We start from the raw sequence: 26102 nt of genomic DNA, 5'->3' as shown, positions 1-26102 counted from the left end.
GGTGGCTAACACGTGTTTGAGAAGCCTTACGAACAGCTTATGCCCCGTGCCGAGCGGCACGCTGTCGAGAAATGTCTCGCGATGGACGCCGGGTATGTCCTGGACTTCAGTGACAGGACATTCGACGATTTTCTGTTCGAAACGGTCAGTATCGACGCGTCCGCACAGTCGCACCTTCTGAGCGGTCGCGGCACGTCAAAAGCGAAGCGGCTGCGGGCATTCGTCGAGAATGCCGAGCCGAGGCTTGTCGCGAAGCTCCTTCGCGGGTTCTGGGAATATCGGGAGAGCCTCACACCAGGTGTGTCTTACGGCATTCCAGAGGTGAATGACGAGACGAAGAAGCTGTTCTTCGCCGCGGTTGCACGGTTCGAGGGTCGGTCGGATGACATAGACACGACGGCAATCGAGGCGTTCGAGCCGAACGAGACGCTCGAGGAACTGGTCGCTTCCATCCGCCGGGACCTCGACGCGAAGAAGCCGCACGCGGCCCTCGACCGGCTGCACACGTATTGCATGAAGCGTTTCGCGGCCCTCATCCGGAAACACGGCGGCCCAGACTGCGGCAAGGATGACCCGCTCCACTCCCGTGTCGGGAAATACGTCAAAATCCTGCAACAGAAGCACAACCTGACGCCAGTTTCGGACCGCATCGTGAAAACGCACATCGCCGTTTTTCAGGAGATGAACCCGATCAGGAACGACCGTTCGTTTGCCCACGACAATGAGACGCTCGTGAGCATGGACGAGGCTCGGTTCATCTTCGACAGCGTGACTGCGTTCCTCCGGTTCTCGAAGGCTATCGACGGCCGCTTGTTCGAGGACTGACAAAGAAACCGCTCGTCCTGCGACGATCTGGACCCGCTGCACGGCAATAACCCCACGAATAACTACGGGGTTTGGCGGATGTTTGGACTGTTCAGCAAGAAGAAGGCGACTCTTTTCAGCGGCACAAGCGGCTTCGCCTCCTACTTTGGTATCTCGCACGGCCGCTCCGGCGGGCCCGCTACTATCGACGAAGCCCTCGAAACGTCGATTGTCTTCGCCGCCGCTCACGAAGCCCACGCAGACTGCAGATCAAAGTTAAGCGCGGTCAGAATTGCTCTCTGACCGTGAAAAACCTTCAAGTCCCTGATCGATGAATGTCGGTATGGGAAAATTCATCGCCGCGTAACTCTGCCTCATATCTTTCCAATATTCTTTCGATTTTTCAAGTTTTCCGCATTTCAACGCATACGCACTGAACTCAGTCGTCCTTGCGTTGTGAAAGCCAAATTTAAGGAAAACCTGATGGTGAAAGATGGCATATGAAATTACGATTGACAGATTGTCTTTGAATGTGGGGTTCGCCGGCATCCCGGATTCTGTCGTGCGAAGCTTTGCCTTCCAGTCAGATATATTTTTATCAACGAGGATGTCGAAGTCTCTCATTATCGGCTCAGGGACATCCAGCGAAAGGGTATGTGCAAATCTATTTCGAATTTTGTTTAACCTTTTTAGAACATCCCACGGCTTTATTTGCAAAATTCCGACAGCGTATAGGAGGTTTGCTTTATCAATATAGGCGAGTTTCTTTTCTTTCGGAGAAATTGCCTCGGGCCGAACACAAAAGTCAGATAACCATCTGTCAAGTATGTTGTCGAGGTATATGGCCACACAACGCCTGGGGCGGGCAGCATGGAAACGCTGGTCAGGATATCACGCCCGAAGCAGGATCGAGGCCAGGATGAGGTGCCTCAAGGCGTTCGGGGAACGCATTGCATCACGCGACCCGGACCGCCAGACAGCCGAAGTCCAGAACATGCTTTCCTTGCGGTAGCCGAGCGCGCGCAGGATCGGCGCGATGATCTCCTCGCGCACATCCTGTTCGACATAGCCGTCTAGTCCGGACAGCCCTTCGATCTCGGCGAGCGTGGCCAGCGTCGCGGCCGGCAACGGCTCAAGCGCCTTGCCGAGCGCGAGCATGGTCTCGCGGTCGAGCTGGGCGACTGTCCAATCGGTCATGCCGGCGTGCCCGCGCCTTCCGCAGGTGTCGGCGCCGGCGCCGCGGGGACGGCGGCCACAGGCGCCGCCGCCTGCAGCGAACGGCGATGGGCGTGCTTGAGGCCGGCCAAGGCGGCGTGGAACGCCGCATAGGGGTCGACCGCCTCGTCGGGATCGCCGTCGAGCGCGAAGTCGCGGCGCAGCGCGAGGATGTCGTTGCGTATCGCGTCGGCTTCGACCGACAAATCGAGATTGTCCTCGATGTCGTCGAGCACGATCCGCGCCCGCTCGCGGGTGGCGTGATGGGGATTGTCCATAACGAACAGCCGTGCGCGCTGGTCGACCAGCGTTTCCAGGCGCTGGGTGCCGGCATCGCGCTCGGCGATTCGCCTTGCCTTGTTGATCGCACGGAACAGGACGCGCATGCGATCGAGGAACAGCGCCATGTCGGCGGCGAGTTCGGGTTCGAGCGGCTGCGCGCACAGCCGGGCGATGGCCTTGGCGAAGCCGACCTTCTCGATGCGGCCATTGGTCTGCTTGACGACCTTGTTGACCGCGTCGAGCAGCGGCCCGCCCTCGGCGATCGCTTTGGTGATCGCGGCCAGGGGGATCTTGGGCTTGGCGCCCTCGCGAAACTTCATCACCTCGTCGATGAACACGCCGACCGCCGCATGGGCGAGGCCGGGCGGGACCAGATCCTCGAGTTCAAGCGTGGTCGGCCAATCCGGCACGGCGCTGCCGATTGTCGCCAGGTCCAGCACGAGCACCGGAGAGATATTGCGCTTGAGCATCTTGTCGGTGGTGAGCAGCTTCTTGGCGTCCAGCCCCGAGGTATCGGAATCGAGTAGGATCACGGTCGGCGGCTTGTCTGCGCCCTGGCCGCGGATGCGGAACAAGGTATGGGGAACCTCGCCGGCCGAGCCGCAGGGCACGATGACGATGCGGTTGAGATCGAGCGAATCGTCATCGATATGCGGCGAGACCTTGCGGATCGCGGTGGCGGCGGCGGCTAGGACGATTTGGTCGGCCGGTCCTTCGACGAGCAGATTGACCGCCCCGACAAAGGCGGTCTCGCCGACAAAGGCGCCAAAGGCCGAGCGCAACGGCTCATAGTGGTTGCGCGTCACATTGGGCACGACGCGCGTGCCGTCGCTGATCGTCCCCTTTTCGAGGACGCGGATGCGCTCGCCATGATTCTTGTCGAGCAGGAACGGCGAGTGGGTGACGTAGACGACTTGGATAGGATCACGGTCTGAGTTTGGTTCGGCGAGATCCTGGAACACGCGCATGAGGTCCTGCTGCGCCTCGGCCGACAAATAGGTGTCGGGCTCGTCCATCAGTAGGATCGACTCGCGTGCGGATGCCGGGCGGTGGACTTGCGCCTGGATCAAATAGGAGAGGAAGTAGCGCAGGCCGCTGCTGCGCTCGGAGAAGGTGTATTCGGTGCCCGTCCGATCGCTGATCGTGAAGGCGAGCTCGCGGTGGCGTAGCACGGTGCGCAGGGTAAAGTCGCGGTCCTGGACCCAATAGCGCCGGAAGTTGAGCTTGCGCTCGAGCTGCTGGTTGACGCTGCGCAACAGGCCGTTGGCATAGCCCTCGTCGCACTTGTCGACGGCGCGGGCGAGATCCTCGAGACCTTCTGGATCGATCTCGCCGAGTTCGACCAACAGTCGGCGGCCCAGCTCGTAGGAGGCCAGCTCGTTCGCCGACAGGGCCTCCTCTGCCGGCTGCACCAAGGGGTGCAGCAGGGAGAATATCTGGCCGGCATAGTTTTGCGCATGCTCAGGGTTGTTGCCGAGCCATGACTTGAGCGAAGGCGCGGCGTCGAGAATCCCGCGCGCGGCCGACCGACTGACCTCGGAGCACGGGGCCGCTGCGCCGTTCAGTATATAGCCGAAAGGGATGGCGTTGGGGAGCGCAACCTCAGGCTTGATCAGGAACGGTTGTGGAAGCAACGCCTCAAGGGTTTGGCAATCATCGGCATCGAGTTCCGCTTTGGTCCAGTTGCCGTCGCTCCCAGGAATCCACAGATGCGTGTCATCGGGCGATTCACGGATCAGCACGAAGCGATCGAATCCGGTATCGGCGACTTGTGCGATCGTGCCGATCACCTCGACCTCTTCAGGCGAGAGTTGGTCCCAGCCGACACCGACATGCGGCCAGCAGCGCTGGCCCCGGGCCACGCCAAAATAGGGCGAGTAGCGGCAGAGATCACGGCGTTCGATGTCACGGCCAGTGATGGCGCTTTTAATCGCGCCGAGCAGATGACTCTTGCCGGATTCGTTGGCACCGACAACGGTGGTGATGCGCGTGTCGATCGGCACCCGGACGAACGGGAAACATTGGCCGCGGAATGAGTCCCATGGCATATGATCCTTCGCGTCGAGTTTGCGCACATGGTCGAAATTAAACGACTTGTAGAAGCGCGCAAATGCTTGGCTCAACTTCATTTGGGTCTCCATCCACGCCATTGCGCACTTTATCGCGCGGGGCGTCATGTATTCAAAGCTTCGTCTGATGCGCGTGACGTCCGCTCTTCCTCACACTCTTTCATCAAAATAGTCGGAGTGCCAGCACCGGATATCTTAGAGATTCAGATCCACCGACTGGCCCAATACAGCCTTACGTAGATACAAGGCCGAACGTCTTTTTGGGCCGCCCTTTTGTCCACATGCTGTCAGTCAGCAACCGTCCCCGCTTCAGTCATAACGCCACCTCGGCCCTGAGCCTCACGCCAAGCCTCCGCTCTGTGAATGTAGCGAGATAGAAACGGGCGTTCACCATTCGCGCGCCAAGAGCAATGCACCTGAAATCTCGTCCGTCATCTGCCCGGGAACCGCTGCCGCCTCTGCATGCTGGGACCAATCCGCGACGGCCGCATCCACCTCATCGACAATCGCCCGTGCCTGTCGCGGCCTGATCCCCGATTTCTCGGCCACATGCTCGAATTGCCTGTGTCCTGGCCTGCGGCCCTCGCCGCCGACCAGAAGCGTATGCTCGCCGCCCGGTCCGCGGCTGAAGCTGAGGTCATAGGCCGGAGCCAAAGACCAGGCGCCGGTGGCGTCCATCAGAAAAGCGTGGTTCTTCAAGTGGTCGTCACGATTTAGCGCACGCACGTTGAACACCATCCGGCGGAACATCTCCTCAACCGCACGCTGATCTCGCGTCATCATCCGCACGAGCTTCAAAAGCTCGAGATAATCGAGCGTTGCGGCGCGAAAATCGACATCCAGCAACGCCGCCACCGTCTGCGTATGCAGCCGCGCTCCGCCATCACGGTCGAAACGCTTGGTCACGAAGAACGGCTCTCCGGCCACTGCCCGCAAGACCTCAACCGGCATCATGCTGATACCGGCCGCCTTCGCCATTGCGGCATAGGCGGCTTCGGCTTCGATGGCGCCGGCGGCGTCCGTAAGGGCGCGCCGCTTGACCAGGACATGCCGCCAGCCCTGTTCCCATGCCTGGCGGTGCCCGCGAAGACGCGCGCCATCTGCCGAGATCTGCGCCACGAATTTCGGCCTTGCCCCCTGCGAGCCGCCCGCCATATGCCGCAACCGCTCAAGGTCTTCTGCCGTTGCGCCGCCGCCGACCTCGGGCACCAGACGGTCAAACCAGTCGAGGCTGATGTCCTCCTGCCGCTCCGGCTCATCCGCCGGGCGATAGGTCAAGGCCCCCATCCCATCGCGGCCGATCATGGAAAGGCGATCCAGATCGGTGATGTCGATGGAGGACCGCCCCCGCGCCGCAAGCTCCCGGTCGATCAGGAGTCGCCCCCAGCCGTCGGGAAGGCTGTCGCCGAAAAGGCCGGGCAGATCCCCGAAAGAACGCCCCTTCGGGCGCATCAGCCCGGACGGGGCCCGGACCAGCAGCGGGCTCAGCGGAAAAGGGCTGGCGGCAAAACCCGCATCCCATTCCGCCACCACCTGCCGTGCGCCACCATCCCAACCCAACTGCCCCACAGGCACATCGGCCCCATCGCCGAAATCGAGCGCAACATGCAGCCTGCGGGCGTTCATCCGCGCCTCCTCGCCCGCTGCGGCATGGTGGACTGGCGCTCCAGATCGTCAAGGCTGCGCGCTTCTGGCAGAGGGAAAAGCCCGTGAAACCCGTCCAGCGCGTCCAGGGCCTCGGCAAGTGCCAGCAGCGTCGTCAGCGACACCTCTCCCAGCCGTTCGAACCGCTTCAGCGTGCCGAGCGGCACGCCGGATCGTCCGGCCAGATCAGATTGCGTCAGGCCAAGCGCAATGCGCCGGTTGCGCGCAGCAAGCCGGATAGTCTCACGCAGATCAAGGGCTGTGTCGAAGGACGGAATCATTGAGAAACACCTTTCAGGAACCACATGTTATCCCAAACCCAAAAGAATAGCCAAGAACGGATAAGATGTGATCCCTATTCATCCATGCCGTGACCCTGTCCCCTCCAAGCCGGGCCACACCTGCCTCCCTCGGCCCGGCTCCAGCGTCTTGACGAGCCAAGGCTCGGCGATCATCCTCCGGAAAACCAGCAAATCAGACAGGAGAGGCCGCGCAGGCCGCAGCACGATGACCGCCCAGGTCGTCATGAACGGGCCGACAACGACTGCCATACAAGTGCCATACAAAACTGCCATACACGACGCAGGAGCGTTGGTGAATATCACTATACATATCAAATACTTGGTTGCGAATTTAGCTCCGGCTGCGCCCCCTACCGCCGGAGCCAAAAATCCCTGAAATGCCAAGGATTTACGAGCAAGCCCCCGCAAGGGGGCTTTTCTCGTTTCCGCTATGGGGAACGCTGGGGGAACGCATAGAAGCAAAACCTAACCGTCCGTCTTGTCATAAGGCGGTGCGGGGCGGTTGGTTGAACGTTCATCCGGCGCCAAATGCAACTCTGACAGATTGCTGAAACGGGTCGCGGTCGATCTGGTTTGGGCACGAAACCCACGGGACGCGGTTCCGGTGATGCCGTGCTCAGGACTGATGCCGGTCGTATCGAGTACGCCAATGAGATGGGCACATCGGAATTGCATTGAACCAGCATCATGTTGGCGGCCACAGCGCTGACCACGGACCGAAGCATTCACCCGGGTCGACCTCAGGCGAAGGCTGCCGAGAAGGGAAGCAGATCAAGTGTTCAAAGGACAAAACCGCGGTCCGGCGGTGAATCCCGCATGCGGAAAAACGCTTGACTGGAACGACCCCGTTACCGAAGTCCTGACCCTAACAAAATTCAGCCTCCGGAAAACCCGGAGCGATTCAGTTTCCCAGCCATACATTCAGGTGGTAAACGCAAGCTAGACTCTTAAGATGAGGTGAAGAATGGAGTTCTGGTCAGCAGCCGAGGGTAATGGAGTGGCGATAGATAGATTGCATGAAGTGCGTCATTTAATTGAAAGCCAAATTAATGCCCTTATTTCGTTGAGCGAGCTAAAGTCGTTTTCTGCAAAAGTCAGATATATTCCAATCATCATGACGGCAGACCGGCGGGATCGTTACCCCGCCCGTTCGCGCGTCGAACGCAAGAACCGCATCTACAACTGTTGCCCGCAACTGGATTACGATGCCTTCGTATCGGGCAGCCCCGTCGAACGGGTCGCGATCTATATCGATGGATTGCGCGGCTGCGGACCGGGGCTGGCGAAACTGGGGGCCACGTCCGAACAAGTGACCGAGTTTGATCGAATCCTTGACGAAACTTTGCAGATCGTGACCGAGCAGTTGAACCGGCCCTCGCCGACCTGATCACAGAGCTTGTAAGTGCGCATACTGCTCTGACCAATCGCAGCAACACCGCGCCGGCGCCGAGCCATTTCGTCCTCAACGCGCTTGGCCTGGTCAGAGGTGACATAGTCCACCCAGGCGCACCCGTTGCCGTCGGCACAGGCGCCCCATCGGCGATCTGGACGTGGCGTCGGTCGGTCTGGCGGGGGGCACTCGCAAATCCTTGATTGGCGAGCCCCCTCGTGTCGGGTTAAGCACGCAAAGGGGACAAGTCAGGGGAAACGGCATGAACGCAGGAGCATGGCTGCACAGGGCAGGGCTTGCGGGTCTGGTTGTCGGCGCCGTAGGGATCTCTGGCCCAGCACATGCCCAGCAGACGCCGGTTGTGGTGGAGTTGTTCACCTCGCAGGGCTGCGTGGCCTGTCCGCCTGCCGATGCCTATTTTGCCGAACTGGCAGCGCAGACGGATCTGATCGCGCTGGCGCTGCATGTCGACTACTGGGACTACCTGGGCTGGAAGGACAGCTTCGGTTCGGCGGCCTTCACGCAGCGGCAGAAACGCTATGCCAAGGCAGCCGGTGCGCGGATGATCTATACGCCGCAGGTGATCGTGGGTGGCCTGGATCGGGTTGAAGGCACGCGCCCGCAAGAGATCCGCGACAGCATCGCAGCCCATGCGGCAATGGCGCCCCGCGTCACCCTTGGCGTGCGCTGGCAAGGCGAGCGACTGACAATCGAGGCAGAGGCCGACCCGCCGCTGGGCAAGCCGGCTGTCGTGCATCTGGTCCGCTATGACCCCGAAGAAACGGTGCTGATCGAGCGGGGCGAGAATGCGGGGCAGACCATCACCTACCACAACATCGTGACCGACTGGTCCGCCATTGGCGAATGGTCAGGCAAGGCCGCCCTGATGCTGAGCGCGGATGCCATGGGCCCTGAGCCTCTGGTGGTGATCGTGCAGGAGGCAGGGCCAGGCCCGATCCTGGCCGCCGTGCGGCTGGAGCGCTGAACGCCTGCTGAAATGTTGCCTGTCCAAGGTCGGGGCGTGACGAGCCAGATTGACGCAGCCGGAATGCGCTGCAAGATTTCAGGCTAGCTGGCGATTTGTCGTCAGCCCCCCTTATTTGATCCACAGGTGTTTGCATGGCGTTGCGCGTAGGAAGTTTTGTGATTGCGGATGTGACCAATGACACATTCGAGCTTCGGGACAGTTCGACCCTGATGGTCGTTCCGGGGGGCGCCATTGTCGGCAGGGGCGCAGGGGCCAGTATGTTGCTGGGCCGCATCGACATCGAAGGCAGATTCTCGCAGATTCTGAACGATGGATATATTGGCCATGTCCGTATCGAGGGCAGTTCCTACCGGCCCATGATCACCAACAATGGAACGATCTCTGGCGATATCATTTCTCTGGGCACATTGATCGCGGCCGAGCAGGCCGGATTTCCCGGTCTGCGGGCGAATATCCTGAACACGGGCCGGATCACATCGTCACTGGAACAATCGCCCACGGCGGCCATCGGTCTTTGGGGGGATGGCAACAAGATCGTAAACACCGGCCGTATCGAGGCCGTGGGCCTGTTGGCAATTCGCATCGACGCGGACGATCGCAATATCGCGGGGCTGACCGGCAATCTGATTCACAATTCCGGCACATTGATCGGCACCGGCCGCGACGGTGCAGTGCGCACCGGAAGCCAGAAGGATACGTTGGTCAACAGTGGGTTGATCGTCGGGGATGTGACGCTGGGCAGCGGCGCCGATGTGTTCGACGGCCGTGGCGGGCGCGTGGACGGCATTGTGCGGGGCGGTGCCGGGAATGACCTCTATATCATCGACGATGCAGGCGCGTTGATCGTGGAATCGAGCGGGCAAGGCCGGGATACGCTGGAGGCCTGGGTCGATGTCCTGTTGCCCGAACATATCGAGACGCTGGAGCTCAAGGGGCAGGCGCTGCGGGGTACGGGCAACCGTCAGGACAACATGGTGCTGGGCAATGCCGGGGACAACGTGATCTCCGGGCTTGGTGGCAAGGATACCCTGTTCGGCGATCTGGGCGACGATACCCTGTCGGGCGGAAGCGGTGCCGATCTGTTGTTCGGGGGTGAGGGCGAGGACGTGCTGCGCGGTGGCGCAGGCAATGATACGCTGTTGGCGCAGGACGATGATGACGTTCTGAAAGGCGGTGCCGGGAATGACAGCCTGGATGGCGGCGCAGGAGACGACCGCATCTGGGGCGGCGAGGGCACGGACAGCATCTTTGGCGGTGCCGATGACGATCAGATCTTTGGGGGCGCAGGCAACGATCAGATCGACGGCGGCTCGGGCGAGGATGCGCTGACCGGCGGGACCGGAAATGATACGCTGTTCGGCAATGCGGGGGACGATACCCTTTTCGGCGGATCCGGCCGCGACCGGCTGGACGGCGGCGGCGACGACGACGCGCTGTATGGTGGGTCGGGCTTTGACACAGTGTCCGGGGGGGCTGGCGACGACCTGCTCGACGGTGGCAACGGCAATGACGTGCTGAACGGCGGCGCGGGCGACGATACGATTATCGGCGGTGATGGCGATGACATCATCACGGGCGGCTTTGGCGCCGATCTGCTGGATGGTGGCGCGGGGGCCGATACCTTTGTCTATCTGGCGGCCGAGGAAAGCGGTGGTCAGGGCATTGACACCATTGCCGGATTCGATCCGGGCCTTGATCGGGTCGATCTGCGCGGGATCGACGCCAACAGTGCGCTGGATGGCAAGCAGGCGTTCACCTTTGTCGGGACGGCGCCGTTCACGGGGCAGGCCGGGCAGTTGCGCTTTCAGTTCGCGTTGAACGTGCGCGAGGTTCATGCCGATACCGATGGCGATGGCTTTGCGGATTTCGTGCTGCGATTTGGCGGGACTGTGAACTTCAACCTGGATTCCTTCCTGATCTGAGTCAGGGGACAAGGCCGGATCCGGCCTTGTCCCGGCTGCTGTGCGCTGATACTTCCCCGTCAATCCTGTGACTTTCTCTCGGAAATGGGGGCCCACAGTGCCCGAAACACCACGACTGGAGGTTCGCAACCTCGTGCGCCGGTTCGGCGCGATGCCTGTGGTCGATGACGTGTCGCTTTCGATCGCGGCGGGGCAGGTGACCTGCCTGCTGGGACCGTCGGGTTGCGGCAAGTCGACCACGCTGCGCATGATTGCGGGCGTCGAGATGCCTGACCGTGGGCTTGTCCGGATCGACGGGCAGGTTGTGTGCGGCGATGGTGCGCAGATCCCGCCGGAACAGCGCTCTGTCGGCCTGATGTTTCAGGATTTTGCGCTGTTCCCCCATCTGTGTGTTGCAGACAATGTGGGGTTCGGGCTGGTGCATCTGCCTGCTGCGGAACGCGCCAGGCGGGTCGCCGCCTTGTTGGAGCGGGTGAACCTGCCGGGCTTTGCCCGCAAGTATCCGCACGAGTTGTCGGGCGGGGAACAACAGCGTGTCGCATTGGCCCGTGCGCTGGCGCCAGAGCCGCGCGTGATGTTGATGGACGAGCCGTTCTCTGGTCTCGACAATCGGTTGCGCGACGGGATTCGCGATGCGACCCTGGATCTGTTGAAAGAGACGGGTACGGCGGTGCTGCTGGTCACGCACGAGCCGGACGAGGCGATGCGCATGGCCGATGAAATTGCCCTGATGCGCGACGGACGCATCGTGCAGCGCGGCGCGCCCTACAACATCTACAATGCCCCCGTAGACAAGGCGGCGGCGGCGTTTTTCAGCGATATCAACGTCATCCGGGGCGTTTCCAGGGGGGCGTTGACGGAAACGCCCTTTGGGGCCTTTCTGACCCCCGGTCATACCGATGGCGCGGCGGTGGAAATCGTGATCCGGCCCCAGCATCTGAAGATTGACTTCGACCGCAATGGCCGGGGCCCGAACCCGACCGCACAGGATGGCACCGCCGCGCGCGGCACAGTGGCGCGGTCGCGGTTTCTCGGGCGTGAAAGCCTTGTCGAATTCCGTATGGAATTCGATGGCTCCACGCTGACCGCAGCGGTTCCGGGGGTGTTTTTGCCGAATCCCGGCACGGTTCTGTGGCTGATGATCCGCCGCGACCGTTGTTTCGTCTTTCCGGCCCGGACATAAAATGGGCCCGCCTGGGGGACAGGGCGGGCCCGGCACTTGTGAAGAACAGATCACTCGCACGTCACTTGTGAGACTCGTACTCAACGAGAACTCGCATCCTACTCGTGCACTCGTGACTTACATCGCGGGCAGGATGGCGATGTCGCGGACCATCGCGCCCTCGATCTTGCCGGCCTCTGTGGTCGCGCCGTTGGTCAGGTCAACCGAATGGAAGGTTCCATCCACGACCAGCCAAGCCTCGTTGCCACCCTTGCCGTCGGACAGGATGTCGAACCCTGCCATTGTCGGCATGACGCCAATTTCGCCCATGGGGTTCAGATTACCATCGTTCGGCGGATCCTGCAGCACCAGCCACCCTGCCGCGCCGTCGATGTTGAACAACTGGGTCTTTTCGGTACCAGCAAAGGAATTGGTGTAGGCACCGGCGATCACGTTGGGGGACTTGCCATCGGCATAGGTGTGGCTGCCATCGGTGATCACCTCGCCGGTCTCGACGTTCACCCGCAGGCTGGTCCCGTCGCTGCCCATCACGCGCAGACGGTCGGCCACCGGGTTGAAATCGACAGTCGCGGCCACGCCATCGGCAAGCCTGGTGGACATCGTGCTGATCCGGGTTGCCGCACCGCTCATCGGGTCGATCGTGGCGATGGTACCGTCAGAGAACACACCATACAGTTTTCCATCGGCCGGCCGCACGTCGATGCCCAGCAACTGGCCCTCTGCGCCCGAGACGTCTACCTTTCCGGTTTCCGACCAGGAGCTGGTATCGAGCCAATGCAGGGTCTTGTCGCCGCTGAGGCCGACGACATTGGCAGCCATGGCAGGCACAGCGATGGCAGACGCAAGAAGCGCGGCGGTTGCAAGTTTGATCGGGGTCATGTCAGTTCCTTTGCGATGAAATGTTTGAGCGGACCGCGCGAGCCGGGGGGACATTCCATCCCGCGCGGTCCTGGACCGAGCCCGCCGGGTCACATGGCGGGCATCAGTACCTTGTCGATCACATGAATGACGCCGTTCGATTGCACGACATCGGCGATGGTCACGGTGGCGGTGCCGCCGGTTTCATCGGTGAGGGTGATCATTCCGTTCATGGCCTGCGCCGTCAGCTTGCAGCCGCCCAGCGTTTCGACCACATGCTTGCCACCGTCGTCCGAGATCATCTTGGCGATCATGTCCGACATGGCGTTCGCGCCGACCACATGGCAGGTCAGCACCTTGGTCAGGGTATCCTTGTTTTCAGGCTTCAGCAGGGTCTCGACAGTCCCGGCGGGCAAGGCTGCGAAAGCGGCGTTGACAGGTGCGAAAACGGTGAAGGGGCCGGGCCCCTGAAGCGTTTCGACCAGACCGGCAGCCTGAACCGCGGCCACCAACGTGGTGTGATCCGCAGAGTTTACGGCGTTTTCCACGATGTTCTTGTCCGCAAACATCGGCGCGCCGCCGACCATGGGGTTGTCCTGGACAAACGCGGGTGCGCCACCGACAATCGGATTTCCCTGGGCAAACGCCCCACCGGCCGTAACCAGAACAACGCAGCCCGACATGAACATTCTTGCAATCGTCATCTACCATTTCCTCCTGTAGCGGCCTCCTCGATTTCGAGGGACACAAGCAGTCACGAGGGGCAGGCGACAAAAGTTTCAGGCAAGATGCATTTTTTCAGATTTTTTTCCGAAGGCCCGGATCTGGCGGATATTTCGGCATCGGGCACAGCATTGCGGGGGGCCGCAGCCCCCCGTCATCTGCCCAAGTCACCTGGCTCAGATCCCGCGCAGATCGCCTGCGGCCACGACGGCGCCGGTGGGTTGCCCGGTCGGCGAGCCGCCTGTCGGCTCCAGCGAAATCGCCAGCAATGCACCGGCTTCGATCAGCGCGCGTGTCTCGGCCGTCACGGAGAGATAGGCCTGCGCCTCGGATGGCAGCACCCCAAGCGACACCGGCGCGTCGGATCCGCGGATCAGCCACAGTTCGAAATCCTGTCCGGCGCCCGGCGTGCCCGAAACACGGGCCAGCCCCACCCGGTTCCGCTCTGGCTCGAACAGGGCCATGTACCGCACGTCGCTGGCATCCGCCGCCAACGAGGCCATCAGGCGCGGCAGATCGGCAGCAGGTGGCGGAGGCGCGGCATAGGGCAGGGCCAGCACCACAAGCAGCGCAGCCGTTGCAAGCCCCGTCGTCGCGCGCCACAGGCCCAGGCTTTGCCACCACCGTGGCCGTGCGGCCTGAACCGGGGCGCCAAACAGCCGACGGTCCAGCGCCGCCTTGACCGCAGGCGGCAGGGCAGCCGGATCGTAGCCATCCGCCAACGGGAACAGGCGATCCTCCCAGGCGATTACAAGGCGGGCAAAGGCGGGGTCGGTTTCGGCAAGGCGGGCGGCGGCGGCCTGTTGAGGCACCGGCAGCACACCCAGTACGAATTCGGCAGCGAAAATATCGTCGCCTCCGTCATCGGGCCGGTCGGGCTCTGCGATGCTCATCTTTCCAGGCACTCCTTCAGCCGCATCAGGCTGCGTCGCAGCCAGGTTCGCATGGTGTTCAGCGGTACGCCGTGCCGCTCTGCCAGATCCGCGTAGCTGTCGCCGTCCAGATAGGCACCGCGCACGGCGGCGGCGCGGTCAAGCTCCAGCTCATTCAGGCAGTTGTCCAGTTGGCGCTGTTCGCCCGCAGCGATGGCGGCAGCCTCGGGGCCGGGGGCCGGGTCGCGCAGTTCCAGCGCGGTGTCGTCGATCGTTTCGGCCGGGGCGTGGCGACCGCGCAGCCGGTCGATGGCGTGATAGCGGGCAATGGCGATCAGCCACGACATCGGGCTTTGCCCGGTCACCGCGAACCTGTCTGCCCTGAGCCATATCTTGACGAACACTTCCTGCACCGCCTCCTCGGCTTCGGCCCTGTTCTTCAAGACACGGAGGCAGACACCGAAAAGTTTCGCGGATGTCGCAGAATACAGCCGGTCGAACGCGGCGCGATCCTTCAACGAGACCCTCAGGATCAGCGCGGTGATGTCATCTGCGGCCAGGCTGGGGGGCATACTTACCTCTCGGTCGGTGCAGCAAGGGTTTCAGTGTTTGTCGTGCCGGACAAGCCCCTGCGGCTTGGCCCGCATCTCCTAGCTGTCCGGCACGAACCGCAGCGCAACGCCGTTGATGCAGTAGCGCAGCCCCGTCGGGGGCGGCCCATCGGGAAACACATGGCCCAGATGCGCATCACAGCGGGTACAATGCACCTCGGTCCGTCGCATGTTGTAGCGCATGTCCTCGGTATACCCGACGGGGCCGCTTTCCTTTGGGGCGGTGAAGGAGGGCCAGCCGCAATAGCTTTCGAACTTGGTGTCCTGATCAAACAGCGGGGCATCGCAGCACACGCAATGATAGGTGCCGGGAACCTTGGGAAAATCCTCGTGAGTGCCGGCGCGCTCGGTGCCGTGCCGGCGCGTCACCTCAAAGGCGAGAGGCGACAGTTGCGCCTGCCATTCGGTCTCTGACTTGGTCACCTTGTCCATGCGCGCAGCCTCCTTGCCCCTGGTCATGCCCACGCCATAAGATGGACATATCCTGCGCTTAGGCAAGGGGCGGGCACTGGGCTGGAGCCGATGATGCTGACAATGACCAAAGGTCGCTACACGGCACGCTTTGCCGAGACCCCCGGCGATGTCATGGCGGCGCAGTCCTTGCGTCACCTGTGCTTTCGTGGCGGGCCGGGGCTGGACGTCGATGACTTCGACACCGATTGCCGTCATGTGCTGATCGAGGATGCCGGAGGCAGCCCCGTCTGCTGTTTCCGTCTGCTGCCGCTGCGTTCCGGCGGCGAGATCGGGCGCAGCTATTCCGCGCAATATTACGACCTGACCGCGCTGGAGTGCTTTGACAAGCCGATGGCTGAACTGGGGCGCTTCTGCATCCATCCCGGACATGGCGACCCGGACATCCTGCGGATCGCCTGGGGGGCACTGACCCGCTATGTCGATGACACGGGGGTCGGAATGCTGTTCGGCTGCTCGTCCTTCAAGGGCGTCAAGGCCGCGCCCTATCTTGATGCCTTTGCCAAGTTGAAGGCGGACCATCTGGCCCCGCATCGCTGGGGGCCGCGGATCAAGGCGCCACGTGTCTACCGATTTGCCCACCGTCTGGCGCAGCGCGAGCCCGATGCCAAACGGGCTGCGCTGTCGATGCCGCCGCTGTTGCGGACCTATCTGCTGATGGGGGGGTGGGTGTCGGATCATGCGGTGGTGGATGATGACATGAACACCCTGCATGTGTTCACCGGACTGGAGATCGGGGCGATCCCGCCCGCCCGTGCCCGCGCCCTGAGGCTGGTTGCGGGTTGAGTCCCCAAGGCCACAGGTTGCAAGCAATATCTGGTAGCCGCAGGCGCAACGGCTGGCATGGATGCGATTGTGCGCTATCCTCTGGGGCAGAGCAGTAGACAACAACAAGGAAAACCCCCATGCGTTGCCCGTTCTGCGGCAATATCGACACGCAGGTGAAGGATTCCCGCCCTGCGGAAGATCACGTCTCGATCCGTCGTCGCCGTTTCTGCCCCGCTTGCGGGGGACGCTTCACCACCTACGAGCGCGTGCAGTTGCGCGATCTGGTGGTCGTGAAATCCTCTGGCAAGCGCGAGGACTTCGATCGGTCCAAGATGGAACGGTCGATCCGCATCGCCATGCAGAAACGTCCGATCGAACCCGAACGTATCGACCAGATGATTTCGGGTATCGTGCGGCGGCTGGAATCGATGGGCGAGACGGATATCCCGTCAAAGGTGATCGGCGAAATCGTGATGGAGACGCTGGCCCGGATCGACACGGTCGGCTATGTGCGGTTCGCAAGCGTCTACAAGAACTTCCAGGAAGCAGGCGATTTTGACCGCTTTGTCGCCGAGCTTCGCCCCAAGGTGCGCGAAGACGAATGACCCCCGACGACCGGCGCCATATGGCCCATGCAGTGGCGCTGTCGCGCCGGGGGCTTGGGCGGGTGTGGCCCAATCCGTCGGTGGGCTGCGTGATCGTCAAGGATGGGGTGGTCGTCGGGCGGGGATTCACCGCGCCCGGCGGGCGGCCCCATGCAGAACCGCAGGCCCTGGCCATGGCCGGGGCAGCGGCGCGGGGCGCCACCGCCTATGTCACGCTGGAGCCTTGCGCCCATCACGGCAAGACGCCGCCCTGCGCCAATGCACTCGTGGCGGCAGGTGTCGCGCGGGTGGTGTCCGCGCTGGAAGACCCGGACCCCCGTGTCTCTGGTGGGGGGCATGCGATCCTGCGGGCGGCGGGGATTGCTGTCACCACGGGGGTGATGGAGGCCGAAGCGCGGTCGGTGCAGCAGGGGTTCCTGTCACGCATCACCACGGGGCGGCCCCTGCTGACACTGAAACTGGCGCTGTCGGTCGATGGGCGGATCGCCACGGCGGATGGCGAAAGCCGCTGGATCACCGGACCAGAGGCGCGGGCGCGGGTGCATCTGATGCGGGCCAGCCATGATGCCGTGCTTGTCGGTGGCGGTACCGCGCGGGCGGATGACCCGGAACTGACGGTGCGCGGCCTTGGCATCGCGCATCAGCCGGTGCGCATCGTGGCGTCGACCGGGCTGGATTTGCCGCGCGGGGGGCGGTTCGAGGCCGCCATGCCGCAAGGGCCGGTGTGGTTGCCGCACGGTCCCGCTGCGCCCGCCGAGGCGCGGGCCTACTGGGCCGGGCGCGGGGCGCGGCTTGTTCCATGCGCTGAAACGGTGGGGGGGCTGGATCCGGACGCCATGATGCAGGCGCTGGGCGATGCGGGGCTGACGCGGGTGTTCTGCGAAGGTGGCGGCGCCTTCGCCGCGGCGCTGGTGCAGGCCGGCTGTGTGGACCGGCTGGAGGTCTTTGGCGCCGGGCTGCTGCTGGGAGACGGCGGGCGGGCGGGCCTTGGCGCTCTGCGATACGGGCCGTTGGCGGCTGCGCCAAGATTCGAGTTGGTGGACAGCCGGAGTGTCGGGCGGGATGTCTGGCACAGCCACAGGCGGGTCTGAGGCGGTACACCCCGAGGCTGGCCGGGCAGGGGGGCGTCTGCCCCCCTCTGCGCGCAAGGCGCGCATTCACCCCCCGAGGGTATTTGGGGCAAGATGAACGCGCGCCTCAGCGGAATTTGAACAGCGTGCCAAGGATACCGCGCACCATGGCCTGTCCGGATCTGGTGCCAAGCTGCCGGGCAAATGACTTGGCGAAGGCTTCGGCGACCGAGTCCGACTGGCGCGACGGGCTGCGCTTTGGTGCAGGGGCCGGGCGCGGTGTCTGGTGGCGCGGGGTTGGATCATAGCGGCGCGCGCGGCTGTATTCCCGCGCGGTTTCCGCCGGGTCCGGCGCTGTTTCCGCGCTCGCCGCCTGGTCTGCGGCGGTTGCGGCGCGGCGGGCCAGCATCTCATAGGCCGAGTCGCGGTCCAGCGCCGTGTCATATTTCCCCGCGAGCGGTGAGGCGGCGAGGAGGGTGGCGCGGGTGGCGGGGTCGATCGGCCCCAGCATCGAGGCGGGTGGGCGCACCAGGGTGCGTTGCACCATGCCTGGAATGCCCTTGGCTTCGAGGAAGGATGTCACCGCCTCTCCGGTGCCGACGTCGCGGATGGCGTCTTCGGTCGAGAATGCCGGGTTCGGGCGATAGTTCTGTGCCGCAAGGCGCAGATCCTTCTGGTCTCTGGCGGTAAAGGCCCGCAGGGCGTGCTGCACACGGTTGCCCAGTTGTCCCAGCACCGCGTCGGGAATATCGGTCGGATTCTGGGTGACAAAATAGACCCCGACCCCTTTCGAGCGGATCAGCCGGGCGACCTGTTCCACCTTGTCGACCAGCGCCTTGGGCGCCCCGTTGAACAGAAGATGCGCCTCGTCGAAAAAGAACACCAGCCGGGGTTTGTCGGGATTGCCGACCTCGGGCAGTTCCTCGAACAGTTCGGACAGCAACCAGAGCAGGAAGGTCGCATAGAGGCGGGGGGCGTTCATCAGGCGGTCGGCGGCCAGGATGTTGATCCGGCCCCGCCCAGCGGCATCGGTCAGCATGAAATCGTGCAGATCCAGCGCGGGTTCGCCGAACAGCGCCGCGCCGCCCTGGTTTTCCAGTACCAGCAGGCGGCGCTGGATGGCGCCCACCGAGGCCGGCGACACATGGCCCCAACTGCGCGAAAGCTCTTTTGCATTCTCGGCCACGAAGGCCAGCATCGCCGTCAGATCCTTGAAATCCAGCAGCGGCATGGCCTGGTCGTCGGCCAGACGGAAGGCGATGTTCATCACGCCCTCTTGTGCCTCTGTCAGTTCGAGCATCCGGCTGAGCAGCAATGGCCCCATCTCTGCGACGGTCGCCCGGACCGGATGGCCTTGCTGGCCCCAGATGTCCCAGAACGTGACGGGAAAGCTGTCATAGTGCAGATCCAGCCCGATGGTCGCCGCGCGTCGTGCAAAGGCCTCGTGCAGCTTGCCATCCGGCGTGCCGGGCAGGGCGAGGCCCGACAGGTCACCCTTGACATCCGATAGAAAGACAGGGACGCCCGCCGCCGAGAACCCTTCGGCAAGGATTTGCAGGGTAACGGTTTTTCCGGTTCCGGTGGCGCCCGCGATCAGCCCGTGGCGGTTGCCGAAGCCCAGCAGCAGATGCTGTGGCGTGCCATACCCTTCACCGCCGCCGCCCACGAAAATCCGGTCTGTCGTCATTGCCACCTTGCCTTTGCTGCCCGTGTCGCGGCCCCTTGTGGCTGCGCCCAGTCAACATACATCGTTAAGGGCATTGTGCCAGTCTGGTTCCGGCCGGCAAGGGTGCCAAGCAGCACCAGAGCGGGCCGATGGTCCTCCCTGTCAGACTGGCCGCGCCCATCGCGGGCGCGGTCCTTTTCGTTACAGAACTGCCAGAATCCCTGTTGACGCAAGCTTGAACAGGCCCTAGCGTCCAACCCATAAGTCGGCCGGTCCGACAGGGAGCAAAGAATGGCGGAAAAGGGCCCTTGGGCCCTTTTCCTTTTCTAGCCACCCAGATCCGGTGTTCACATCTTTGCGCCTGGGCGGCGGTATTGTGCCCGCCCCCCGTTTTGGGGCCTGACTCGGTTGGCACCCCATGGTATTCCGGCGCCGAAACAACGAAGACGGGACTGTCATGAAATCTACCCATCCGCTGTTCGCCCTGGCCCTTTCGGCGTTGCTGGCCGCCCCCGCGCTGGCGCAGACCACGACCGCGCCTGCGACCGAGGCCCCCGCCGCAGCGGCTGGCGCTGCCGACGATGCCGCCGCACGGGCGGGTATCTCGATGGGCGAAGACATCGAGGGCCTTGGCACCACCTATGTCAAGGAGACCTTCGACGACTGGCAGGTCACTTGCGTGCGTACCGAGACCGGGATCGACCCTTGCCAGCTGTATCAGCTGATGCAGGACGATCAGGGGAATTCGGTGGCCGAGATCAACCTGTTCAACCTGCCGCCCGGCGGACAGGCCGCGGCCGGCGCGTCGATCGTGACGCCGCTGGAAACGCTGCTGACCGCGCAGGTCACGATGCGCGTCGATAACGGCCAGGCGAAGCGCTATCCCTTCACGCTGTGTGCCTCGATGGGCTGTGTTGCGCGGGTGGGGTTCACCTCGGCTGAACTGGCGGCCTTCCGCCGGGGGAACAAGGCCACGTTCATCATCGTGCCTGCGATGCTGCCGGATGAGCAGGTGGAAATCACCATGTCGCTCAAGGGTTTCACGGCCGGATATGAGGCGGTGGTCAAGGCGAATGACGCCGCGGACAAGGCCGCGGCAGAGGCCGAGCCGTCGGGGAACTGATCCGGTTCACGCAAGAACATGCGCAAGGCCGCCCTGTCCGGGCGGCCTTTTCCATGCGCTAGAGCTGCGGCTTGCGCGTCTGGCGTTCACGGATTTGCGCCATGATCCGGGGGTCCAGAATGCGCGCAAGCTCTTGCTCTGCCGCGGCCTGCATGTCCAGCCCGTTCGCCTCGCACAGGGCTGCCAGCGTCACCATCGCGCCGCCGACCTCTTGCGCGGGTTGGCCTGCGGGGCGGGAGAACACATAATCTACAAGGGCATGGGCCTGTTCACGGCTGCCGCCAAGGGACTGCACCAGCTCCAGCGATTCCTCCAGGTAGCGGCGGTTGCGCTCGGTGCGGTCGTCGGACAGCGCCTGCCCAAAGCAGTCGTGCATCCAGTCACGTACCTGCGCCTGAAATCCGTTCGGGGTCTGGTTCATGCCGTCCTTGCTCCGTGATGGCAGATCAGAATGCTGCGGCTGGCCCGATTGTCCAGCCCGTTCCGGAGCGGGCCAGCGTGGCTCCGGGCACAGTGACTGTGCAGACCGGCCCGCGACAGGGGCTGGTTCCGGGCCGGGTGCCTGCCTAGATTGGCTGCAACCCGCCCGGCCTCGCGTGCCAGATCCGGCATGGCAGGGTGATCGTGGTGGACAGGACCAGACCCATGAAAAATATCGGTTTTCTCTCTTTTGGCCATTGGGCGCCTTCGTCGCAGTCGGGCACCCGCAGCGCGGGCGACGCGCTGTTGCAATCCATCGACCTTGCCGTTGCGGCCGAGGACCTGGGCGCAGATGGGGCCTATTTCCGGGTGCATCACTTTGCACGGCAACTCGCATCGCCGTTTCCGCTGCTGGCGGCCGTCGGCGCGCGCACCAGAAAGATCGAGATCGGCACCGCCGTGATCGACATGCGGTATGAGAACCCGCTGTATATGGCCGAGGATGCCGGTGCCGCCGACCTGATTTCGGGCGGGCGCCTGCAACTGGGCCTGTCGCGGGGCAGCCCCGAACAGGTGATCGACGGTTGGCGGTACTTCGGCTATGCCCCCGAGGACGGGCAGACCGATGCCGATATGGGCCGCCGACATACGCAGGTCTTGCTGGATGTGCTGAAGGGCGAGGGATTTGCCCAGCCCAATCCGCGCCCCATGTTTCCAAATCCGCCGGGCCTGTTGCGTCTGGAGCCGCATTCCGAAGGGTTGCGCGACCGCATCTGGTGGGGGTCGGGATCAGATGCCACGGCCATCTGGGCCGCACAGATGGGCATGAACCTGCAAAGCTCGACCCTGAAGGACGACGAAACCGGAGAGCCGTTCCACGTTCAGCAGGCCAGACAGATCCGCAAGTATCGCGACGCATGGGCGGCGGCAGGTCATGCCCGCACCCCGCGCGTGTCGGTCAGCCGGTCGATCTTTGCACTGCTGAACGATAGGGACCGCGCCTATTTCGGCAGGGGCGGCAAGGAGCAGGACTCGGTCGGCTACATCGACGCCCAGACCCGCGCGATCTTTGGCCGCAGCTATGCCGATGAGCCCGACCGGCTGGTCGATCAACTGCGCCAGGACGAGGCGATTGCCGAGGCCGATACGCTGTTGCTGACGGTGCCGAACCAGTTGGGCGTGGAGTACAATGCCCATGTCATCGAGGCGATCCTTACCCATGTGGCACCTGCCTTGGGCTGGCGCTGAACGGCCTGGCTTGCAGGCAACGCCCCTCCGCCCGCCGGGGGGGCCAGGCTAAAGCCGACGCAGCGCGACGACCGCGTTCAGCCCGCCAAAGGCAAAGGCATTCGACAGCACAGCATCCACCCTGGCCTTGCGCGCCACATTCGGCACCACGTCCAGCGCACATTCGGGATCGGGGTCTTCATAGCCGATGGTCGGGGCGATCACCCCGTCGTTCAGGGCCATCAGGCAGGCCAGCAGTTCCACCGCGCCGGTGCCGCCAATGCAATGGCCGTGCATCGCCTTGGTCGAGGAGATGAGCAGGCGGTCGGCATGATGGCCAAAGGCATGGGCGACGGCGGCGCATTCGGTCTTGTCATTCGCCGCTGTCCCGGTGCCATGCGCGTTGATGTAGCCGACATCTTCGGGGTTCAGCCGGGCGTCGCGCAGTGCGCCGGTGATGGCACGTTCCGCCCCCTGGGCCGAAGGCATCACGATATCACCGGCATCCGAGGACATGGCAAAGCCGGCCACTTCGGCCAGGATATGCGCGCCACGGGCGCGGGCATGGTCGTACTCCTCGAACACGAAGACCCCGGCGCCTTCGCCCTGGACCATGCCGTCGCGGTTCATGCTGAACGGGCGACAGGCGGTCCGGGACATGACGCGCAGCCCTTCCCAGGCCTTGATGCCGCCAAAACACAGCATCGCCTCGGATCCGCCGGTGATCATCGCCGTCGCCGCCCCCGAGCGCACCATCTGGAACGCCAGCCCCATGGCGTGGTTGGAACTGGCGCAGGCGGTGGCCACGGTAAAGCTGGGGCCGCGCAGGTTCCATTCCATGCTGACATGGCTGGCAGCGGCATTGTTCATCAGTTTTGGCACGACAAAGGGGTGGACGCGGTTTTTGCCTTCCTCATAGACCGTGCGGTAATTGTCGTCCCAGGTGTTCACACCGCCGCCTGCCGTGCCCAGCACCGCACCCGAGGTCAGCGAGAGCTGATCCTCGAACACCAGCCCGGACTGGGTGATCGCCTCGCGCGCGGCGTGCAGGGTGAACTGGGTAAAGCGGTCGTAGAGCGCGATCTGCTGGCGGTTGAAATGGGCTTCGGCGTCCCAGCCCTTGACCTGACCGCCGATCGAAACCGACAGCCGCTCTCGGTCGCGGATCTCCAGCGGGCCAATGCCGCAGCGCCCTTCGCGCATGGCGGCCAGGGTTCCCGGCACATCCTGGGCCAGCGCGTTCACCGTGCCCGCGCCCGTGATGACCACCCGCCTCATGCGTGCTGTTCCGCCACCAGCTTTTCCACCGCCGCGATGATCGAGGCCACCGAGGAAATGTCGAAGTCGCTTTGCGACGGGTCATTGGCGTTGAAGGGCACGGACACATCGAATGCCTCTTCGATGGCAAAGATCGACTCGACCAGCCCGAGGCTGTCGATCCCCAGGCTTTCCAGCGTGCTGTCCATCGTCACATCCGCCACATCCAGAACCGCCTGTTCGGCGATGATGGCGATCACCCTGTCCTTGATGGTCATGTCCCCTCCTGATCGGCACCGTCCTTTTGCACGGATCCTGTAACAATTTTCCGAAGCTCTGCCACCGTCTGCATCAGCCGCGGCAGGCGGCGCAGCGCCTTGTTGATCTCGATCTGTGTTTCCATCCTGACGGCGGGGCTGCCAAGAATGACTCGCCCTGCGGGAACATTGGTGAAAATCTTGCTGGCGCCGCCTGCGATGACGTCATTGCCGACGATGATATTGTCCGACACGCCGCATTGCCCGCCCAGCACGACACGGTCGCCAATCCGGGACGATCCCGCAATGCCCACCTGTCCGCACAACAGGCAATCCTGCCCGACCTGAACATTGTGACCGACATGCACGAGGTTATCCAGCTTGGTGCCGCGCCCTATGCGCGTGGCGCGGATGGTCCCGCGGTCTATGGTGGCATTGGCGCCGATTTCCACATCGTCGCCAATCTCGACCCCGCCCACCGAATGGATGCGGATCCAGCTTTGCGCCCGGATTTCGTCGCGTTCGCCAAGGGTGGACCGCACGACCTCGACCCCGGATTTTTCCGGGGTGACAAAGGAAAACCCGTCCGAGCCGATGATGGCACCGGGCTGGGCGATCAGCCGGTCGCCGATGGTGACATGATGGCAGATGCGCACCCCGGCATGGATCAGCGCATCCTCGCCAATCACCGCGCCTTCGGCGATGCTGGCATGGCTGGCGATCCGGGCCCGTGTGCCGATCCGCACATCCCGCCCGATGACCACAAAGGGCCCGATGGCCGCGCCTGCGCCGATATGGGCCGATGAATCGACCACCGCCAACGGATGCACGCCGGGGGCAAGCTCCGGCCCGGCATCAAAGCTGCGGGTGATCCCCGACATGGCCAGACGCGGGCGCCCGACAAAGATCGCGGCCTGCAAGCCCAACCCCTGCCAATCGGCATCTTCCCACAACACGGCTGCGCGCGCCTTGCCCTGCGCCAGCCCGCCTGCGTATTTCTGGTCCATCGCCAGTGCCAGATCGTCCGGCCCGGCCTGCGCAGGCTCGGCCGCCCGCAGGACCATCAGATCCAGATCGCCTTCGGCACGAACGCCCAAGGCTGCGGCAATCTGGCGGATCGTTTGGCCCATCGTCTTCCCCTTGTGGCCCGGCAGGGGCCTGTCCCCGATGTAGGGCAGGCCCCGCCGCAAGGAAAGGGCCGTGGCCGGTCAGGCCACCGGCATCCGCGTTTCCACCATCCCGACATACCAGGACGATCCGGCGGGAATGATGTTGTCGTCAAAGTCATAGGCCGGATGATGGACATTGGCGGTATCGCCATTGCCGACCAGGATATAGGCCCCCGGACGCGCCTCCAGCATATAGGCGAAATCCTCGCCCCCCATGGTCGGCGGCACCTCCAGCACCGGCTGGCCCGAGATGCCGGCTGCCACCGCGCGGGCATGATCGGTTTCCGCAGGGTGGTTGGCCATCACCGGGTAGCCCTCGATATAGTCGATGCTCGCGGTTGCGCCAAAGGCCCCAGCCGTATTCGTGACAATGGCGCGCAGCCGCTGTTCGGCCAAGGCCCGCGTTGCATTGGTCAGCGTGCGCACCGTGCCCTTGAGCTGCACCGATTGCGGGATCACATTGTAAGCTTGGGAACTGGTGACAAAGGAGGTCACAGACACCACCACCGAGTCCAGCGGATCGGTGCTGCGCGAGGCGATGGATTGCAGTGCCAGCACGATCTGAGAGGCGACAACCGTCGGATCCACGGTATCATTCGGTTTCGCGGCATGGCCGCCGCGCCCCATGATGTCGATGGTGAACGTGTTGGTCGCGGCAAAGAACGGGCCGGGGCGGATGGCAAACTGGCCTGCGGGAATCCCCGGCCAGTTGTGCATCCCATAGACCTCCTGCACGCCCCAACGCTCCATCATGCCGTCATCGCACATGGCACGGGCGCCCGCGCCACCTTCTTCGGCGGGCTGGAACATCACCACCACCGTGCCATCGAAGTTGCGCGTCTCGGCCAGATATTGCGCCGCGCCCAGCAGCATGGCGGTGTGGCCGTCATGCCCGCAGGCGTGCATCACGCCCGGCGTCTTCGACGCATGGGGCAGGCCGGTTTCCTCCAGGATCGGCAGCGCGTCCATATCGGCGCGCAACCCGACCACCCGGCCCGATCCGGTCTGGCGGCCCCGGATCACCCCCACAACCCCGGTGCGGCCAATTCCCGGCACCACCTCGTCACAGCCAAAGGCGCGCAGCTTGTCCGCCACGATCCCGGCGGTGCGATGCACCTCGTAAAGCAGCTCGGGGTTCTCGTGAAAATCGCGGCGCCACGCGGCAATCTCGGGCTGCATTTCGGCGATACGGTTCTTGACGGGCAT

At 63.7% G+C, this 26102-nt stretch carries 25 protein-coding genes and 1 pseudogene; 11 read left to right on the top strand and 15 right to left on the bottom strand.

Translation table 11 applies throughout. The features are described 5' to 3' along the window. Positions 1–12: 12 nt before the first annotated feature. A complete protein-coding gene (locus tag BW970_RS04270) occupies positions 13–825 on the top strand; it encodes an abortive infection family protein (RefSeq protein ID WP_229740438.1) in 813 nt (270 codons plus the stop codon). Positions 826–1080: 255 nt separating this feature from the next. On the opposite strand, the gene BW970_RS21035 is transcribed toward BW970_RS04270, so the two are convergent. Further along, entirely contained in the window at positions 1081–1653 is a 573-nt protein-coding gene (locus BW970_RS21035) for a hypothetical protein (protein ID WP_234978501.1), read from the bottom strand. Between BW970_RS21035 and BW970_RS04260 the strand changes: the two are divergent. After that, positions 1649–1816 (top strand): annotated as a pseudogene (locus BW970_RS04260) (IS5/IS1182 family transposase); the annotation flags it as partial. The gene BW970_RS21035 and the pseudogene BW970_RS04260 overlap by 5 nt on opposite strands. Before the next feature lie 181 nt (positions 1817–1997). Here BW970_RS04260 and BW970_RS04255 read toward each other — a convergent pair. From BW970_RS04255 to BW970_RS04245, 3 genes are all read right to left on the bottom strand, one after another. After that, positions 1998–4430: an ATP-dependent nuclease gene (locus BW970_RS04255; protein WP_159441417.1), complete on the bottom strand. Its 2433-nt coding sequence runs from the start codon at positions 4428–4430 to the stop codon at positions 1998–2000. Between the two features lie 327 nt (positions 4431–4757). After that, the gene (locus tag BW970_RS04250; protein WP_076528977.1) at positions 4758–5996 is read right to left on the bottom strand and encodes a type II toxin-antitoxin system HipA family toxin; all 1239 of its coding nucleotides are present in this window, start codon (positions 5994–5996) and stop codon (positions 4758–4760) included. After that, positions 5993–6295 (bottom strand): helix-turn-helix domain-containing protein, encoded by a 303-nt coding sequence (locus BW970_RS04245; protein WP_076528975.1) that lies wholly within the window; start codon positions 6293–6295, stop codon positions 5993–5995. The genes BW970_RS04250 and BW970_RS04245 overlap by 4 nt, the downstream gene beginning before the upstream one ends. A 985-nt stretch (positions 6296–7280) precedes the next feature. Between BW970_RS04245 and BW970_RS20510 the strand changes: the two genes are divergently transcribed. The 4 genes from BW970_RS20510 (at position 7281) to BW970_RS04220 (ending at position 11799) form a co-directional block, all read left to right on the top strand. After that, positions 7281–7703 (top strand): hypothetical protein, encoded by a 423-nt coding sequence (locus BW970_RS20510; RefSeq protein ID WP_144038865.1) that lies wholly within the window; start codon positions 7281–7283, stop codon positions 7701–7703. Between the two features lie 265 nt (positions 7704–7968). Then, entirely contained in the window at positions 7969–8691 is a 723-nt protein-coding gene (locus BW970_RS04230) for a DUF1223 domain-containing protein (RefSeq protein ID WP_076528969.1), read from the top strand. A 134-nt stretch (positions 8692–8825) separates the two neighbouring features. Continuing rightward, positions 8826–10616, top strand: coding sequence for a calcium-binding protein (locus tag BW970_RS04225; RefSeq protein WP_076528967.1), 1791 nt, complete (start codon positions 8826–8828; stop codon positions 10614–10616). Positions 10617–10767: 151 nt separating this feature from the next. Then, positions 10768–11799 (top strand): ABC transporter ATP-binding protein, encoded by a 1032-nt coding sequence (locus BW970_RS04220; protein WP_083701130.1) that lies wholly within the window; start codon positions 10768–10770, stop codon positions 11797–11799. A 117-nt stretch (positions 11800–11916) separates the two neighbouring features. Here the strand turns inward: BW970_RS04220 and BW970_RS04215 are convergent, their stop codons facing one another. From BW970_RS04215 to msrB, 5 genes are all read right to left on the bottom strand, one after another. Next, positions 11917–12678 (bottom strand): DUF4394 domain-containing protein, encoded by a 762-nt coding sequence (locus BW970_RS04215; RefSeq protein ID WP_076528962.1) that lies wholly within the window; start codon positions 12676–12678, stop codon positions 11917–11919. 89 nt (positions 12679–12767) lie between these two features. Continuing rightward, positions 12768–13361: a fasciclin domain-containing protein gene (locus tag BW970_RS04210; protein WP_144038864.1), complete on the bottom strand. Its 594-nt coding sequence runs from the start codon at positions 13359–13361 to the stop codon at positions 12768–12770. A 195-nt stretch (positions 13362–13556) separates the two neighbouring features. Further along, on the bottom strand, positions 13557–14273 hold the full coding sequence (locus BW970_RS04205) for an anti-sigma factor (protein WP_188475520.1): 717 nt from the start codon (positions 14271–14273) through the stop codon (positions 13557–13559). Further along, the gene (locus BW970_RS04200) at positions 14270–14824 is read right to left on the bottom strand and encodes a sigma-70 family RNA polymerase sigma factor (RefSeq protein ID WP_076528957.1); all 555 of its coding nucleotides are present in this window, start codon (positions 14822–14824) and stop codon (positions 14270–14272) included. Before BW970_RS04200 ends, BW970_RS04205 begins: the two co-directional genes overlap by 4 nt. Before the next feature lie 78 nt (positions 14825–14902). Beyond that, positions 14903–15295 carry a peptide-methionine (R)-S-oxide reductase MsrB gene (msrB, locus tag BW970_RS04195; protein ID WP_076529237.1) on the bottom strand — a complete coding sequence of 131 codons (393 nt, stop codon included), beginning with the start codon at positions 15293–15295 and terminating at the stop codon, positions 14903–14905. A gap of 93 nt (positions 15296–15388) precedes the next feature. Between msrB and BW970_RS04190 the strand changes: the two genes are divergently transcribed. The 3 genes from BW970_RS04190 (at position 15389) to ribD (ending at position 17798) form a co-directional block, all read left to right on the top strand. Continuing rightward, positions 15389–16120 carry a GNAT family N-acetyltransferase gene (locus BW970_RS04190; RefSeq protein WP_076529236.1) on the top strand — a complete coding sequence of 244 codons (732 nt, stop codon included), beginning with the start codon at positions 15389–15391 and terminating at the stop codon, positions 16118–16120. Positions 16121–16239: 119 nt separating this feature from the next. After that, on the top strand, positions 16240–16707 hold the full coding sequence (nrdR, locus tag BW970_RS04185) for a transcriptional regulator NrdR (protein ID WP_076528955.1): 468 nt from the start codon (positions 16240–16242) through the stop codon (positions 16705–16707). Continuing rightward, positions 16704–17798: a bifunctional diaminohydroxyphosphoribosylaminopyrimidine deaminase/5-amino-6-(5-phosphoribosylamino)uracil reductase RibD gene (ribD, locus tag BW970_RS04180; protein WP_076528953.1), complete on the top strand. Its 1095-nt coding sequence runs from the start codon at positions 16704–16706 to the stop codon at positions 17796–17798. Before nrdR ends, ribD begins: the two co-directional genes overlap by 4 nt. A gap of 106 nt (positions 17799–17904) precedes the next feature. On the opposite strand, the gene BW970_RS04175 is transcribed toward ribD, so the two are convergent. Then, entirely contained in the window at positions 17905–19464 is a 1560-nt protein-coding gene (locus tag BW970_RS04175; protein WP_076528951.1) for a helicase HerA-like domain-containing protein, read from the bottom strand. 436 nt (positions 19465–19900) lie between these two features. Between BW970_RS04175 and BW970_RS04170 the strand changes: the two genes are divergently transcribed. Then, positions 19901–20566: an invasion associated locus B family protein gene (locus BW970_RS04170; protein WP_076528949.1), complete on the top strand. Its 666-nt coding sequence runs from the start codon at positions 19901–19903 to the stop codon at positions 20564–20566. A gap of 58 nt (positions 20567–20624) precedes the next feature. Here the strand turns inward: BW970_RS04170 and BW970_RS04165 are convergent, their stop codons facing one another. Further along, positions 20625–20987, bottom strand: a complete 363-nt coding sequence (locus BW970_RS04165) for a hypothetical protein (RefSeq protein WP_076528947.1) — start codon at positions 20985–20987, stop codon at positions 20625–20627. Between the two features lie 224 nt (positions 20988–21211). Between BW970_RS04165 and BW970_RS04160 the strand changes: the two genes are divergently transcribed. Further along, complete coding sequence (locus BW970_RS04160) at positions 21212–22234, top strand: LLM class flavin-dependent oxidoreductase (RefSeq protein ID WP_076528945.1); 1023 nt, start codon at positions 21212–21214, stop codon at positions 22232–22234. Between the two features lie 48 nt (positions 22235–22282). On the opposite strand, the gene BW970_RS04155 is transcribed toward BW970_RS04160, so the two are convergent. The 4 genes from BW970_RS04155 to BW970_RS04140 all read right to left on the bottom strand — a co-directional run bounded on the left by BW970_RS04155 (position 22283) and on the right by BW970_RS04140 (position 26102). Continuing rightward, the gene (locus BW970_RS04155) at positions 22283–23491 is read right to left on the bottom strand and encodes a beta-ketoacyl-[acyl-carrier-protein] synthase family protein (RefSeq protein WP_076528943.1); all 1209 of its coding nucleotides are present in this window, start codon (positions 23489–23491) and stop codon (positions 22283–22285) included. Further along, positions 23488–23748: an acyl carrier protein gene (locus tag BW970_RS04150; RefSeq protein WP_076528941.1), complete on the bottom strand. Its 261-nt coding sequence runs from the start codon at positions 23746–23748 to the stop codon at positions 23488–23490. Before BW970_RS04150 ends, BW970_RS04155 begins: the two co-directional genes overlap by 4 nt. After that, positions 23745–24857: a UDP-3-O-(3-hydroxymyristoyl)glucosamine N-acyltransferase gene (locus tag BW970_RS04145; protein WP_076528939.1), complete on the bottom strand. Its 1113-nt coding sequence runs from the start codon at positions 24855–24857 to the stop codon at positions 23745–23747. Before BW970_RS04145 ends, BW970_RS04150 begins: the two co-directional genes overlap by 4 nt. 78 nt (positions 24858–24935) lie before the next feature. Next, positions 24936–26102 carry a M20 aminoacylase family protein gene (locus BW970_RS04140; RefSeq protein WP_076528937.1) on the bottom strand — a complete coding sequence of 389 codons (1167 nt, stop codon included), beginning with the start codon at positions 26100–26102 and terminating at the stop codon, positions 24936–24938.

The sequence above is a fragment of the Gemmobacter megaterium genome (assembly GCF_900156815.1).
Taxonomy (GTDB): Bacteria; Pseudomonadota; Alphaproteobacteria; order Rhodobacterales; family Rhodobacteraceae; genus Wagnerdoeblera; species Wagnerdoeblera megaterium.
Note: the sequence above shows the minus strand (reverse complement) of the source record. Positions and strands in the feature narration are given on the sequence as shown.

Excerpts from the sequence above, each read along its gene's own strand:
- BW970_RS04255 (WP_159441417.1), bottom strand. The coding sequence starts at position 4,430 with ATGAAGTTGAGCCAAGCATTTGCGCGCTTCTACAAGTCGTTTAATTTC.
- BW970_RS04250 (WP_076528977.1), bottom strand. The coding sequence starts at position 5,996 with ATGAACGCCCGCAGGCTGCATGTTGCGCTCGATTTCGGCGATGGGGCC.
- BW970_RS04245 (WP_076528975.1), bottom strand. The coding sequence starts at position 6,295 with ATGATTCCGTCCTTCGACACAGCCCTTGATCTGCGTGAGACTATCCGG.
- BW970_RS20510 (WP_144038865.1), top strand. The coding sequence starts at position 7,281 with ATGGAGTTCTGGTCAGCAGCCGAGGGTAATGGAGTGGCGATAGATAGA.
- BW970_RS04230 (WP_076528969.1), top strand. The coding sequence starts at position 7,969 with ATGAACGCAGGAGCATGGCTGCACAGGGCAGGGCTTGCGGGTCTGGTT.
- BW970_RS04225 (WP_076528967.1), top strand. The coding sequence starts at position 8,826 with ATGGCGTTGCGCGTAGGAAGTTTTGTGATTGCGGATGTGACCAATGAC.
- BW970_RS04220 (WP_083701130.1), top strand. The coding sequence starts at position 10,768 with ATGCCTGTGGTCGATGACGTGTCGCTTTCGATCGCGGCGGGGCAGGTG.
- BW970_RS04215 (WP_076528962.1), bottom strand. The coding sequence starts at position 12,678 with ATGACCCCGATCAAACTTGCAACCGCCGCGCTTCTTGCGTCTGCCATC.
- BW970_RS04210 (WP_144038864.1), bottom strand. The coding sequence starts at position 13,361 with ATGACGATTGCAAGAATGTTCATGTCGGGCTGCGTTGTTCTGGTTACG.
- BW970_RS04205 (WP_188475520.1), bottom strand. The coding sequence starts at position 14,273 with ATGAGCATCGCAGAGCCCGACCGGCCCGATGACGGAGGCGACGATATT.
- BW970_RS04200 (WP_076528957.1), bottom strand. The coding sequence starts at position 14,824 with ATGCCCCCCAGCCTGGCCGCAGATGACATCACCGCGCTGATCCTGAGG.
- msrB (WP_076529237.1), bottom strand. The coding sequence starts at position 15,295 with ATGGACAAGGTGACCAAGTCAGAGACCGAATGGCAGGCGCAACTGTCG.
- BW970_RS04190 (WP_076529236.1), top strand. The coding sequence starts at position 15,389 with ATGCTGACAATGACCAAAGGTCGCTACACGGCACGCTTTGCCGAGACC.
- nrdR (WP_076528955.1), top strand. The coding sequence starts at position 16,240 with ATGCGTTGCCCGTTCTGCGGCAATATCGACACGCAGGTGAAGGATTCC.
- ribD (WP_076528953.1), top strand. The coding sequence starts at position 16,704 with ATGACCCCCGACGACCGGCGCCATATGGCCCATGCAGTGGCGCTGTCG.
- BW970_RS04175 (WP_076528951.1), bottom strand. The coding sequence starts at position 19,464 with ATGACGACAGACCGGATTTTCGTGGGCGGCGGCGGTGAAGGGTATGGC.
- BW970_RS04170 (WP_076528949.1), top strand. The coding sequence starts at position 19,901 with ATGAAATCTACCCATCCGCTGTTCGCCCTGGCCCTTTCGGCGTTGCTG.
- BW970_RS04165 (WP_076528947.1), bottom strand. The coding sequence starts at position 20,987 with ATGAACCAGACCCCGAACGGATTTCAGGCGCAGGTACGTGACTGGATG.
- BW970_RS04160 (WP_076528945.1), top strand. The coding sequence starts at position 21,212 with ATGAAAAATATCGGTTTTCTCTCTTTTGGCCATTGGGCGCCTTCGTCG.
- BW970_RS04155 (WP_076528943.1), bottom strand. The coding sequence starts at position 23,491 with ATGAGGCGGGTGGTCATCACGGGCGCGGGCACGGTGAACGCGCTGGCC.
- BW970_RS04150 (WP_076528941.1), bottom strand. The coding sequence starts at position 23,748 with ATGACCATCAAGGACAGGGTGATCGCCATCATCGCCGAACAGGCGGTT.
- BW970_RS04145 (WP_076528939.1), bottom strand. The coding sequence starts at position 24,857 with ATGGGCCAAACGATCCGCCAGATTGCCGCAGCCTTGGGCGTTCGTGCC.
- BW970_RS04140 (WP_076528937.1), bottom strand. The coding sequence starts at position 26,102 with ATGCCCGTCAAGAACCGTATCGCCGAAATGCAGCCCGAGATTGCCGCG.